Here is a 12527-nt window from a genome sequence, read left to right on the forward strand (position 1 = left end):
CACCCGCTTTCGTCAAATGACGCTTCGCTTGGAGGGCCGAAGCGTCAGCGGGGACCTACTGAACGACGCGGCCGTGCCACTTTTTCCGGCACGGCCGCGCCGTTCGTTCCTTTCGACCGCCGAGCGATGCGGCCGTCGTTCGCCGTTTCTCGATCCACCGGATATCGTCTCTTCAGAGGTTCTCTCCTTGGTACGCGCCCCCGTACGTCTCCTCGTGGGCTGCCTCGGCCAACACCAACTGCGCGATCCGCGCCCCCGGTTCGATAGCTATCGGGTGTCCCACGTCGAGGCGTCCCTCGCCGATTCCCTCGTAGCCTGCGTCCCACACCGCAGTGTCGAGCGTACACGAGTTCCGAAGCAGCGTCGACCGCGGGAGCACGAACCCGATCCGCTCCTCGGGTATTCGCACCGGCTCGCCGTACCGTACCACGTACGTCCCCGCGTCCAGCCGATAGACTCCGTCGTCGTCGCTCAGCTCTTCGCGTTCGCCGACGCGCTTCCCGTCGCGGCCGACGAGTCCCGCTTCGGTCTGTTCGAAGACCGCACCGAGCGTGAGGTCGACGCCGTTCGGCTGCCGCTGTGTGTCGTCGAGGTCGGCGTCGCCCGCTTCGAGCGCCGCCGCCACCGCCGCGCCTGAGTCGAACATACCCGCCCGAATCCGCGGGCGAGACTAAACCGTGTCGACCCCTCGACCCGTCGAACGCGGGACCGATCACCGCCGCCCAGCTGACGGCTGAGACGCCGATATTAGCCTTTATCGGCCTTAAACACTCGTTACGACTATTCCTCTCACGGTGTGTGATACCATACGAATTTCGGGTCGAAAATTGCTGGACCGGTCGATCTAACACGGTCGATCTCCCGGAAAACTCGCGGGTTTTATATCCACGGGAAAGCCAACTCCGGATGATATGGGACAAACGATTACCGAGAAGATCCTCGATGAGCATCTCGTCGAGGGCGAACTGACGCCCGGCGAGGAGATCGGCATCGACATCGACCAAGTGCTGACCCAAGACACCACGGGTACGATGGTGTGGCTCCAGTTCGAGGCGCTGGAGATGGACGAGGTCCAGACGGAGCTGGCCGCGCAGTACTGTGACCACCAGACGTACCAGTTCGACTTCAAGAACACCGACGACCACCGCTTCCTCCGCTCTGCGGCCGGCACCTACGGCGCATACTTCTCTCGGCCCGGCAACGGTATCTGTCACCAGGTCCACAAGGAGAACTTCGCCGCCCCCGGCAAGACGCTCCTCGGTTCCGACTCGCACACCCCGACGCCGGGCGGGCTCGGCCAGCTCGCGATCGGCGCGGGCGGCCTCGACATCGCCGTCGCGATGGGCGGCGGCCCGTACTATGTCGAGATGCCCGAGGTCGTCAACGTTCACCTCGAAGGCGAGCTTCCCGAGTGGGCGACCGCCAAGGACGTCGCGCTCCACCTGCTCGGCGAGCTGACCGTCAAAGGCGGCGTCGGCAAGATCTTCGAGTACACCGGCCCCGGTGCCGAGAACCTCACCATCCCCGAGCGGACGACGATCACGAACCTCGGGACGGAGCTCGGTGCCACCTCCTCGATCTTCGGTACCGACGAGAAGACGAAAGACTGGCTGGCGCGCCAGGACCGCGAAGACGAGTTCGTCGAGCTCTCGCCCGACGACGACGCGGAGTACGCGGAGACGATCGAGGTCGACTTAAACGAGCTCGAACCGCTCGTGGCCGCCCCGTCGATGCCTGACAACGTCGCCCCCGTCAGCGAGTACGAGGGCACCGACGTCGAGCAGGTCATCGTCGGTTCCTGTACCAACGGTGCCTACGAGGACATCCTCCCCAGCGCGAAGATGCTGGAGGGCCGCGAGGTCGCCAAACAGACCGAGATGATCGTCGCGCCCGGCTCCAAGCAGGCCTCCGAGATGCTGGCCCGCGAGGGCTGGACCGCGGAGATGATGGCGGCCGGCGTCAACTTCTCCGAGGCGACCTGCGGTGCGTGTATCGGTATCGGTCACGTGCCCGCCTCCGACTCCGTCTCGCTGCGCACCTTCAACCGCAACTTCGAGGGTCGCTCGGGAATCGAAGACGACTCCGTCTTCCTCTGTTCGCCCGAAGTCGCCACCGCGGCGGCCATCACGGGCGAGATCGTCGACCCGCGTGACCTGGCCGATGACCTCGGCGACCTCGAAGCGCCCGGTCTGGAGATGGGGACGAAGTACGGTCCCGGCATGGGCCAGGACGACTCCGACATCATCTCGCCCGACGAGGCGATCGACGACGGTCTCGTCAAGGGCCCGAACATCGGCGACGTGCCGCTGAAAGACGGGATCGACGTGGACGGCGGCGAGGCCCTCCTCAAGATGGAGGACAACATCACCACCGACCACATCATCCCGGCGACCGCGGACATCCTGAAGTTCCGCTCGAACATCGAGAAGCTCTCCGAGTTCACGCTCTCGCGCGTCGACGATACGTTCGCGCAGCGCGCGCTCGACGCCGACGGCGGCGTCCTCGTGGCCGGCGAGAACTACGGGCAGGGCTCTTCGCGTGAACACGCCGCCCTCTGTCCGATGTTCCTCGGTATCGAAGCGGTCTTCGCACAGAGCTTCGCCCGCATCCACAAGGCGAACCTGTTCAACTTCGGTATCGTCCCGCTCGCGATCGACGCGGAGACGTACGAACAGATCGACCAGGGAGACGACATCGAGATCGTCGACGACGTGCCCGCCGGCGTCAACTCCGGCCAAACGGAGTTCACCGCGCGCGTGAACGACGACTGGGAGTTCACCGCCGAACTCGACGCCTCCGAACGCGAGCGCGAGATCCTCGCCGCCGGCGGCAAGCTCTCGTGGGTCAAACAGCAGCACGCCGACGACGGGTCCGGCGCTGCCCCGGCCGACGACTAAGCACGCGGCGCGGATCTGCGGACTTCTCTCTATTCTCTCGCACGCAGAGCACCGCCGCTCTCCGTCGCAATGGGAGCGCCCTGCCATCGCCGTGTTCGAAGCGCCGTCGCTCACGAAGCGGGTCTGCAAAAACAAAACACGGCTGTCGCCGGTACAGCGCCGGAGCCGACCTCAGCGGGCGGCGGCGGCGACGCGCTCGCGCTCCTCCTTCTGTGAGATGGAGTAGGAGCGCTCGGGGTCGTAGTCGGCGGCAGCGACCAGTTCGTTCGCGAGCGCGTCGGCGGCGGACGTGCTCGATTTGTACGTCGCGCTGGCGACGCCGTCGGAGATGAAAAGCAGCGCCTGATCGACGCGGCGCTGCGGTGCGACGTCGACCGCTTTCGGGACGGAGATGCCGCCGTACTTCAGGCGGACGGTCTCCTCGCGAGGCGCGGCGTTCTCCACGGCGCTGACGAGGATCTGGACCGGATTCTCTTCGGTGCGCTCGTGGACGACGTCGAAGGCGTCACGGACGATCCGCGTCGCCTGCTGTTTCTTGCCCGTGTTCTCTTCGGTCTGCATCAGGCGGTTGATCAGCCGCTCGACTAAGGAGATCTCGGACTTCTTGAACTGCTTGGACGCGTGGCGACCCATCGTGTGCGCGATGGGCGTCACGGTCATGTAGCGCTTCGTCGAGGGGTCGTCGTAGGCGATCTCGGTGACGTCCCACACGCCGAACAGCTTCGCGTTCTCGTTTGCGGCCTCGCTCGACGCGGGCGCGTCCGGGTCCGGCTCGTCGGCGGCGACGTCCTCTGCGGACGCCGCCTCGGACTCCTCTCCGCTCATCGGACGGGCTTCTCCGCGTTACCGCGTACCAGTTCGATCATGGAGACGCCGTTGACCTTTTCGACCTTGTAGTTGACACCGGAGAGGTCGCCCATCGCGCGACCCTTGGCCCCACCGATCCCGGCGATCGTGACCTCGTCGTGCTCGTCGATGAACGAGATAGCGCCGTCACCGGGACAGAACGCGGTGACCTGCTTCCCGTTCTTGATGAGCTGGACGCGGACGCACTTTCGGATCGCCGAGTTCGGCTGCTTTGCCTCGATGCCGACCTTCTCCAGTACGATCCCGCGCGCCTGCGGGGCACCTTCGAGGGGGTCGGACTTCTTTTTGAGCCCGCGCTCGCGCCGAGCGTACTCGGAGTCGGACCAGCGGCGTTTCTGCCGGTCCTGCTTGAGCTTACGGGCCGCGTACTTGCCGTTCGCCATCGTACATCCACTTCCAAACGAAGGTACTTAAGCGTCGTCTTTCGACTCGGAGAAACGCCCGCAGATCGCTCGAACGGTACCTCTCGCCGGATCTGAGGCTGTTTCGTGACAGAAGGACGGTCGCACAGAATCGCTGAGCGGATAAGCGGCGGCGAGAACGCGTCGTTTCCGCCTCCCTGACAGCCGGGTTGACGGTCAGGTCAACTGGATGTCGTCGATGTCGTGGTGACGGTCCGCCAGCCGGCGCGCCGTTTCGATGTTCGTCCCGTCCGCGCCGATGGCCACGCCGCGGTCGGCGTCTTGCACCTCGACGTACGCGACCCGATCGTTCTGTTCGGAGATCGTCACCGCGTTCACCGCCGCCGGTGCGAGCGCGTTCGCGACGAACGCCTCCGGCGTGTCGGCGTCTTCGACCAACTCGATCGACGCATCAAGCCGTCGCTCGGCTTCCTCGACCGTCTCTCCCGCCTGTCCGATCGCCGAGGCCATCTCGCCGGCCGGAACGAGGAACACGAGCCGGTCGCTCTCCACGAGGCAGTCGGTCGGTGCGACCCCGGTCAGTTCGTCGAACCGACCGATGTAGCGCCGCGCCTCGTCGGAGAGTTCGACGCGCATCAGTCGTCGCCGACGACCCGCGAACCCATCCGGAGGTCGACGTCGCCGGTGCCAAGCGAGATCGGCTTGCCGGCGATGACGTTCTCTATGACCCCGTCGAGCTCGTCGTACTCGCCGTGGACCGCGGCGTCGAGCAGGTGGTTAACCGTCACCTCGAACGCCGCGCGCGCGAGTACCGAGTCTTTCGACCCGGAGATGCCGTGGCGACCGATGGACTCGATCTCGCCGTTGTTCGTCATGATGTCGGCGACGAGCATGAGGTGTCGAACGTTCACGTCGTCGAGCCCCTGCTCTTCGAGCGTGTTCTTCGTCTCGTCGATGATCGTCTCGCGGGCCGCCTCCACGCCGAGGTTGCGGTACACCTCGTGGATGTTGTTACACGTGGTTCGTGACGCGTCGACGCCCTCGATGGAGAGCGTGTCGCCGAACGCCGAGCCCTCGGTGTAGAGGACGAACTCCTCTCGGCCGTCGATCTCCTCTTTGCGGATGACGACGCGCTCGATCTCTTCGATACCCTTGAAGACGATGTCGCGGAGCCGCTCGACGAGCTGGAGCAGCTCGCGGTAGCTCGGCTCGTTCGGGCCGAACTCGATCACCGTTCCCGACTGTCGGGTGTCGACGCCGAGCGAGTCCTCGATCGTCTCTGCGATGATCTCCGCGACTTCGGACGGGTCCGAGTGCGTCGGCCACCGCTCCAAGAGGGTGTCGTCGTTGAGGTCGATCCGCACGAGCATGTCCGCGACGTTCGTCGACACGTCGCCGAGCGCGAGGATCCTGGTGGCCTCGATCGACCAGACGACCTCGTGGGCCTTCTGTCGGTCCGTCGCGTACTCGCCTTCGAGGTGGACCGTCATCATCGGCGTGTCCGGCGTCTTCCGGGCGTCCACCAACTCGATGAGCCGGGGGAGCCCCTGCGTGACGTCGATCTCCGCGACGCCGGCGTAGTGGAACGTGTTCATCGTCATCTGCGTTCCGGGCTCACCGATCGACTGCGCCGAGACGGTCCCGACGGGGTCGAGGGGGTCGACCCGCGTGTCGAGATAGCGGTTCTCGACCCCAGTCGCGATGTCGGTGGCCTGTTCGATGGTGACCTCGCCGTTTTCGGCCGCCTTCCGGTCTATCGCCTCGTACACCTCACTTTTGAGGCGCGGCGGAAGCTCGGTCGCCTCCACGACCGCCTCAATGTCGTCGGTGACGTGGTCGTACTCAGTCATCGGACTCCACCCCCGTGCCCGCGGCCTTGTTCAGGCCGGGGCCGGCGTGCTCCGAGAGGTTCGTCGGCGGCGCGCGCTCGCCGAGGAATCGGTCCTTCTCGTCGTTGGAGTCGAACTCCGCGTCGACGACGCGGTCGACGATCTCGTCGACGTCGATACCGTCGCCCTCGCCGGAGGAGACTTTCACCGGAGAGGTGCCGTCCTCGCCGAACTCGAACTGGACGATCCGGCCCGAGGTGTCCCGAACCGTTCCGTCGTACTGCGCTTCGAGTTCCGAAAGCGCGTTGATGAGCCGCCGCTGCAGGTAGCCGGACTTCGAGGTCCGGACCGCCGTGTCGACGAGCCCCTCGCGTCCCCCCATCGCGTGGAAGAAGAACTCCTCCGGCGTGAGACCGCCTCGATAGGAGTTCTCCACGAAGCCGTGCGCCTCCGCGGAGAGGTCGTTCTCTTTGTAGTGTGAGAGCGTCCGGTCCTCGTAGCCTCGATTGATTCGCTCGCCGCGAACCGCCTGCTGGCCGACGGAACCGGCCATCTGCGTGAGGTTCAGCATCGACCCACGCGCACCGGAGCGGGCCATCACGACCGCCGGGTTGTCGTCGCCGAAGTGCTGGTCTGCGATCTCGCCGGCCGAGTCGCGGGCCTTCCCGAGCGTCTGCATGATCTTCATCTCCAGCGTCTCGTCGACGCCGCGACCGGGCAGCGACTCCAGTTCGCCGGCCTCGTACGTCGCGATCAGTTCCTGAACGCGGTCGTACGCGCTCCCGATCGCGTCGTCGACTTGCTCTTCGGCCTCCGGCGGGATCGACTCGTCGTCGATCCCGATCGAGAAGCCGAAGTGCATGATCGCGCGCATCGCGAGCGAGGCGATCTCGTTGATGAACACGCGCGAGCGCGTCTCGCCGTACTCCTTTGTGAGCGTGTCGACGACCTCGCCGCCGAACGCGCCCACCGCGTCCTCGTCTATCGTTCCCTCGACCAGCTGGCCGCTCTCGATGACGACCTCGTCGCCGGTCGACGACGTAAAGTGAAGCGACAGGTCTTCCGGAAGCAGCTCCGAGAACAGCGTTCGGCCCGTCCAGAACTCGTTGCCGTCGTCGTCGACGCCGTCGGCGTCTGGCAGTTCGTCGACGCGCGTGGCCCGGAGCAGGTCGAGCGCCTGCGTCTCCGTGAACTCTGGGTTCGTGTGGGTGAGCAGGTACGTCCCGGAGATGTGGTCTTGGATCGCACCGATGATGTTCCCGCCGAACCGCGGCGAGAGGATCTGTTCTTGCACGCGCATCAACACGCGCGCCTCGGCGCGGGCCTCCTCGTTCTGGAGGGCGTGCATGTTCATCTCGTCGCCGTCGAAGTCGGCGTTGTACGGCGGACAGACGACGGTGTTGAGCCGGAACGTCTTGTACGGCATCACCACGACCTCGTGGGCCATGATCGACATCCGGTGCAGCGAGGGCTGCCGGTTGAAGATCACGATGTCGCCGTCGACGAGGTGGCGGTTCACCTCCCACTCGGCCTCGACCTTCTCTGCGAGCTCCTCGCAGTTCTTCTCGGTCACCTTCAGCCGCCGCCCGTCGGGGCGGCGCACGTAGTTCGCGCCGGGGTGTGCTTCCGGTCCGTTCCGGACGTACTGACGCGCTTCATCGACGTTACGCTCGGTGACGTTGAGCGTCTGGGTCATCTCCTTTGCAACCCGGTCCGGAACCCCCACCTCGTTGAGCGAGAGCGTCGGATCCGGCGAGATGACGGTTCGGGCGGAGAAGTTGACGCGCTTCCCGGACAGCGAGCCGCGGAAGCGGCCCTCCTTCCCCTTCAGCCGCTGGCTGAGGGTTTTCAGGGGGCGGCCGGAGCGGTGACGCGCCGGCGGCGTCCCGCTGATCTCGTTGTCGACGAAGGTGGTCACGTGGTACTGGAGGAGTTCCCAGAGGTCCTCGATGATGAGCTGTGGGGCTCCAGCCTCGCGATTCTCCATGAACCGCTGGTTGATCCGGATGATGTCGACGAGCTTGTGGGTGAGGTCGTCCTCGGAGCGCTGCCCGTTGTCGAGCGTGATGGATGGACGCGTCGTCACCGGCGGGACGGGAAGCACCGTCAGGATCATCCACTCCGGCCGGGAGTGCTCGGAGTCGATGCCGAGCACCTCCAGATCCTCGTCCGGGATGTCCTCGAACCAGTCGCGGATGTCCGAGGGCATCAGCTTGTTCATGTCCTCTTCGGTGAGGTCGATGTCGAGCGCCTTCTCGATGGCGCGTCGGTCCTCCTTGCGGGGACGGAACTCACCGGCCATGATCTCGTTGATCCGGTCGACGGCGATGTCCGTCTTCTCGGCGAGTTCCTGCGGTGAGGTGCCGGGATCGTCCTCCTCCTCGTCGGGCTGCATCGCGGCTGCGATGCGCTCCGAGTACTCGCCCGAGAGCACGTCCTGGACCTCGTAGTACGTGGTCGGCTTCTCGTGTTTGATGTCCGCCTGCGGCTCGCCGCAGAACGGACAGGTGCTCGCCTTCCGCGCCTGCCGGACCGCGGCCTTCAACACGTCGTGTTCGTCGTCGCCGAGTTCCTGTGCCCGCTCGTAGCGGTCGCGGAACTCGTCGCGCTGCGCCTCGTCTAGGGCGAGCCGTCCGCACTCGCGGCACGTCGAGCGGAGCAGCCGCCGGATGAGCTTCGTGAACCCGACGTGGATCACGGGGGCCGCCAGTTCGATGTGGCCGAAGTGGCCGTTACAGGAACCGGAGTGCGAGCCGCAGGTCCGACACTCCAAGCCGGGGTCGATGACGCCGAGCCGCGGGTCCATGAGCCCCATGTCGATCGGATAGCCGTCGTCGTCGTACGTGTCGGCCGTAATCACCTTCGTCGCAGACATGTCCCGGTACGTCTCCGGGTCCATGAGGCCGAAGTCGATGCCGCCGAGCACTTTCGGTGTTTGCATTGACATTTAAATCGCGTCCTCCAGTTCGAGTTTCGGTCGGATGCCGAGGGCGATCATCTCGTCGAGCAGCAGCTTGAACGCGTAGCTGACCTCAAGTTCGTGGATGTCGTCCTCGTCGCCGGTGACGGGGTCGTACACGCGGCGTTGCTCTCTGTCCTCGACCGCGACGAGGCCGGTTTCGGCCGAGACGTGTACGGTCTCCGCGTCAGACGATTCGAGCAGCCGCTCGTTGAGAACCATCGACGCGCCGTGGCCGATGATCGTGTCGCGCTCCATCTCCCCGACGCGCAGGCCGCCCTCGCGGGCACGCCCCTCGGTCGGCTGGCGCGTGAGCACCTGCACCGGCCCGCGCGAGCGGGCGTGGAGCTTGTTCGACACCATGTGGTACAGCTTGTGATAGAAGATCGTCCCGACGAAGATCTCCGCCTCGATCTTCTCGCCGGTGACACCGGAGTACATGACCTCTTTGCCGGAGGACTTGAATCCGTGCTCTTCGAGTCCGCCGCGAAGTTCCTCCTCGTCTTCGCCCTGGAACGGCGTTCCGTCGACGCGCGAGCCGCGCAGCGAACCGACCTTGCCGCCGAGCATCTCCAGTACGTGGCCGACCGTCATCCGCGACGGCAGCGCGTGCGGATTCATCACGAGGTCGGGGACGACGCCCTCTTCGGTGAAGGGCATATCCTCCTGCGGTGCGAGGTGGCCCACGACGCCCTTCTGGCCGTGACGGGACGCGAACTTGTCGCCCAGTTCGGGGACGCGCTGGTCGCGTACTTTCACCTTCGAGAGTTTCGACCCGTCTTCGCCCTCCATCAGCGTTACCGTGTCGACGACGCCGTCTTCGCCAGACCGCATCGTCACGCTCGTCTCCCGCCGCTTCTGTGGCGAGAGACCGCCCATGTCGTCGGGCTCTTCGAGGAAGCGCGGCGGGCTCGTCTTGCCCAAGAGCACGGACGACTCGTCAACCTTCGTCTCCGGGTTGACGAGGCCGTCTTCGTCGAGGTGCGTGTACGCGTCCTCACCGCGTGCCCCGCGGACGTCCTGATCGGGAATCTCGAAGCGGTCTTCCTGGCCGCCGGGGTACCGCCGCTCTTCGCCCTCGTACGTCCGGAAGAAGTGCGACCGCATCAGCGCGCGGTCCACGGAGCCCTGATTCATCACCAGCGCGTCCTCGATGTTGAATCCCTCGTAGCTCATCACGGCGACGACGAAGTTCTGTGCCGCCGGACGCTTGTCGAAGCTGATCTGGTCGGACGTCTGCGTCTTCACCATCGCGAGCTGGGGGTAGTGCAGCAGGTGCTGACGGGTGTCTGGCCGGATCCGGTAGTTGGCCGAGGGAAGCCCGAGCGACTGCTTCATCATCCCCGCTCCCATGGTGATGCGGGGGCTCGCGTTGTGTTCCGGGTACGGGATCATTCCCGCGCCGATACCGAAGACGAGCTGCGGGTCGATCTCGAGGTGGGTGTGGTCGTCGGTCACGTCCTCCTCGTCGACCGCGACGAGGATGTCCTCCTCCTCTTCGGCGTCGATGAACTCGACGTAGCCGCGGTCGACGAGGTCTTCGAACTCGACGTCGCCGCGTTCCAGCGCCTCGATCTCCTCGTCGCCCAAGAGCGGTTCGCCGTTCTCGACGACGATCAGCGGGCGTCGTGCGCGTCCCGCGTCCGCGTTGACGATCACCTCCTGTGTTCGGTCTTTGACCGAGACGTTCACCATCTCCGAGACGTCGCCGCGTCGGCGCGCCTCGCGGATCTGTTCGGCGAGAGCCTCCGGGTCCGCGTGCGTACCCACGAGACTCCCGTTAACGTACACCTTCGCTTCGCGTTCTGCCTGAGCCATGTTAGTCGTCCGCCGTCTGTCGTTCGACGCCCTCGATGCCGGGGATCCCCTCGACACCCATCGACGCCAGTTCTCGTTTCAGCCCCTGTTCGTCCTCGACGGTCTGTGAGAGTTCCATCGCCTGCGCGAAGTTCTTCACGAGCCCGCAGTTCGGTCCCTCCGGCGTTTCGGAGGGACAGATGCGACCCCACTGGGTCGCGTGAAGGTCCCGCGCCTCGAAGTGCGGCTGCGACCGCGACAGCGGCGACCGCAGACGGCGCAGGTGCGAGAGCACTCCCATGTAGTCAGTCCGGTCGACGAGCTGAGAGACGCCGGACCGGCCGCCGACCCAGTTCCCCGTCGCGATCGGGTGTTCGAGCCGCTCTGTCAACACGTCGGAGCGGACGACCGTGTTCACCGTGAGCTGCCGGTTCCGCATGTTCGCGCGTTCGAGCTGGTACTTCACGTCGCGCGCCAGCTTGTTCAGGGCGGTCCGGAACAGATCGCGCATCAGGTCGCCGGAGACCTTCAGCCGCTTGTTCGAGTAGTGGTCCTTGTCGTCGGCCTCTCTGCGTTCCAAGGCGAGTTCGAAACACGCCTCGGCCATCCGGCAGAGGTAGTACGCCTTGTTTATCCGCACGTCCTCCTCGTCGACGCCTTCCTCGTGGAGGTGCGGAAGGAGGTAGCGGTCGATGACGTAGTTCGCCCGCTTGAGCTGGTAGTTTTTCCCCTGACCGCTGGCGACCCGCTCGCCGAGCGTCTCGATGGCCTCCTCCGTCGTCTGGACCGAGGCCTCCTCCAGATTCTCCAGCATGAACTTCACTATCTCCGGGTCGTCCGAGACGCGGTGGACGATCTCTTCGTCTGACTCGAGCCCGAGCGCGCGGACGAGCGTGACGAAGTCGATCGAGCCGGAGACGGACGGGAACGACACTTCGAGCAGCCCTTCGCGGTTGCGCTCACAGAGCACGAGCGCGCGGTAGCCGCGCCGTTGGGAGAACGTCTTCGCGACTTGGATCTCGTCGCCGTACTTGGAGTCGTACTCGGCGAGGATCTTGTTCGGTGCCAGGTCCTCCGAGGTCATCAGCACGCGCTCGGAGCCGTTGACGATGAAGTAACCGCCGGGGTCGACGGGGTCCTCGCCGATGTCGATGAGTTCCTCGTCGGAGAAGCCCGCCATGTTACACTTCTCGGAACCGACCATGATCGGCATCCGACCGACCTTGGTCTCCGTCGTGTCGACGACCTGTTCCGGCTCCTCTTCGCCGCCGCGCACGATGGACATCTCCATGAAGACGGGAGCGGAGTAGGTGATGTTTCGCAGCCGCGCCTCTTGGGGGTACAACAGCTCCTCGGAGCCGTCGGCCTCGCGGACGCGCGGGGTGACCATCCGAACGTCGCCGAGTTCGACGTACACGGGCTCTTGGCCCTCCTTGTCGCCGATGTCGGTCTCGATCCGCTCCTTCTCGTCGACGACTTCCTGCATGCCGCGGTCGAGGAAGTTGTTGAACGATCGGAAGTGGTGTTCGGCCAGCCGTTCGTCGGAGAAATACTCGCGTGACACCACGCGTCGGTCTTGCCTGTTCATGAGACGACTAATCGGTATACGACGGCCTTCTCAGTTGTTCGGGAGTTCCGTGTGATCTTCACCACGTCGCCGACCTCGGCCTCGTCGGGAAGCGCGGGATCCGTGCGTTTGATTTTCGGGAGTTCCGTTCTCTTCACATCGTACTCCGCCAGAACCTCGTCGATCTCGTCTGCGTCGAGAAGGACGTGGTCCGGGACGAGTTCGTGTTGGCTTACGTCTACCATGGGT

10 protein-coding genes are annotated in these 12527 nt (G+C 65.3%); 1 reads left to right on the forward strand and 9 read right to left on the reverse strand.

Going from position 1 to position 12527, the window contains the following annotated elements; all coding sequences use genetic code 11:
- Positions 1–172: 172 nt before the first annotated feature.
- The gene (locus tag EP28_RS10770; RefSeq protein ID WP_049984039.1) at positions 173–646 is read right to left on the reverse strand and encodes a deoxyuridine 5'-triphosphate nucleotidohydrolase; all 474 of its coding nucleotides are present in this window, start codon (positions 644–646) and stop codon (positions 173–175) included.
- A gap of 265 nt (positions 647–911) precedes the next feature.
- Here EP28_RS10770 and EP28_RS10775 point away from each other — a divergent pair, with 265 nt between their 5' ends.
- On the forward strand, positions 912–2897 hold the full coding sequence (locus EP28_RS10775; RefSeq protein WP_049984040.1) for an aconitate hydratase: 1986 nt from the start codon (positions 912–914) through the stop codon (positions 2895–2897).
- 171 nt (positions 2898–3068) lie between these two features.
- On the opposite strand, the gene EP28_RS10780 is transcribed toward EP28_RS10775, so the two are convergent.
- The 8 genes from EP28_RS10780 to EP28_RS10815 form a co-directional block, all read right to left on the reverse strand.
- Positions 3069–3722 carry a 30S ribosomal protein S7 gene (locus EP28_RS10780; RefSeq protein ID WP_049984041.1) on the reverse strand — a complete coding sequence of 218 codons (654 nt, stop codon included), beginning with the start codon at positions 3720–3722 and terminating at the stop codon, positions 3069–3071.
- Complete coding sequence (locus EP28_RS10785; protein ID WP_004048726.1) at positions 3719–4147, reverse strand: 30S ribosomal protein S12; 429 nt, start codon at positions 4145–4147, stop codon at positions 3719–3721. The genes EP28_RS10780 and EP28_RS10785 overlap by 4 nt, the downstream gene beginning before the upstream one ends.
- Before the next feature lie 195 nt (positions 4148–4342).
- Positions 4343–4762, reverse strand: a complete 420-nt coding sequence (locus tag EP28_RS10790; RefSeq protein ID WP_049984042.1) for a NusA-like transcription termination signal-binding factor — start codon at positions 4760–4762, stop codon at positions 4343–4345.
- Positions 4762–5976 (reverse strand): DNA-directed RNA polymerase subunit A'', encoded by a 1215-nt coding sequence (gene rpoA2, locus EP28_RS10795; RefSeq protein WP_049984043.1) that lies wholly within the window; start codon positions 5974–5976, stop codon positions 4762–4764. Before rpoA2 ends, EP28_RS10790 begins: the two co-directional genes overlap by 1 nt.
- Positions 5969–8896, reverse strand: a complete 2928-nt coding sequence (locus EP28_RS10800) for a DNA-directed RNA polymerase subunit A' (protein WP_049984044.1) — start codon at positions 8894–8896, stop codon at positions 5969–5971. The genes rpoA2 and EP28_RS10800 overlap by 8 nt, the downstream gene beginning before the upstream one ends.
- Before the next feature lie 6 nt (positions 8897–8902).
- Positions 8903–10732, reverse strand: a complete 1830-nt coding sequence (gene rpoB / locus EP28_RS10805) for a DNA-directed RNA polymerase subunit B (protein WP_049984045.1) — start codon at positions 10730–10732, stop codon at positions 8903–8905.
- A gap of 1 nt (position 10733) precedes the next feature.
- On the reverse strand, positions 10734–12299 hold the full coding sequence (locus EP28_RS10810; RefSeq protein ID WP_049984046.1) for a DNA-directed RNA polymerase subunit B'': 1566 nt from the start codon (positions 12297–12299) through the stop codon (positions 10734–10736).
- Entirely contained in the window at positions 12296–12523 is a 228-nt protein-coding gene (locus tag EP28_RS10815) for a DNA-directed RNA polymerase subunit H (protein ID WP_049984047.1), read from the reverse strand. Before EP28_RS10815 ends, EP28_RS10810 begins: the two co-directional genes overlap by 4 nt.
- Positions 12524–12527: the final 4 nt, after the last annotated feature.

This window comes from Halorubrum sp. BV1 (assembly GCF_000746205.1).
Classification (GTDB): Archaea; Halobacteriota; Halobacteria; order Halobacteriales; family Haloferacaceae; genus Halorubrum.

What these genes read in the sequence shown, in the direction of transcription:
- EP28_RS10770 (WP_049984039.1), bottom strand. Translation starts at nt 646, where the DNA reads ATGTTCGACTCAGGCGCGGCGGTGGCGGCGGCGCTCGAAGCGGGCGAC.
- EP28_RS10775 (WP_049984040.1), top strand. Translation starts at nt 912, where the DNA reads ATGGGACAAACGATTACCGAGAAGATCCTCGATGAGCATCTCGTCGAG.
- EP28_RS10780 (WP_049984041.1), bottom strand. Translation starts at nt 3,722, where the DNA reads ATGAGCGGAGAGGAGTCCGAGGCGGCGTCCGCAGAGGACGTCGCCGCC.
- EP28_RS10785 (WP_004048726.1), bottom strand. Translation starts at nt 4,147, where the DNA reads ATGGCGAACGGCAAGTACGCGGCCCGTAAGCTCAAGCAGGACCGGCAG.
- EP28_RS10790 (WP_049984042.1), bottom strand. Translation starts at nt 4,762, where the DNA reads ATGCGCGTCGAACTCTCCGACGAGGCGCGGCGCTACATCGGTCGGTTC.
- rpoA2 (WP_049984043.1), bottom strand. Translation starts at nt 5,976, where the DNA reads ATGACTGAGTACGACCACGTCACCGACGACATTGAGGCGGTCGTGGAG.
- EP28_RS10800 (WP_049984044.1), bottom strand. Translation starts at nt 8,896, where the DNA reads ATGCAAACACCGAAAGTGCTCGGCGGCATCGACTTCGGCCTCATGGAC.
- rpoB (WP_049984045.1), bottom strand. Translation starts at nt 10,732, where the DNA reads ATGGCTCAGGCAGAACGCGAAGCGAAGGTGTACGTTAACGGGAGTCTC.
- EP28_RS10810 (WP_049984046.1), bottom strand. Translation starts at nt 12,299, where the DNA reads ATGAACAGGCAAGACCGACGCGTGGTGTCACGCGAGTATTTCTCCGAC.
- EP28_RS10815 (WP_049984047.1), bottom strand. Translation starts at nt 12,523, where the DNA reads ATGGTAGACGTAAGCCAACACGAACTCGTCCCGGACCACGTCCTTCTC.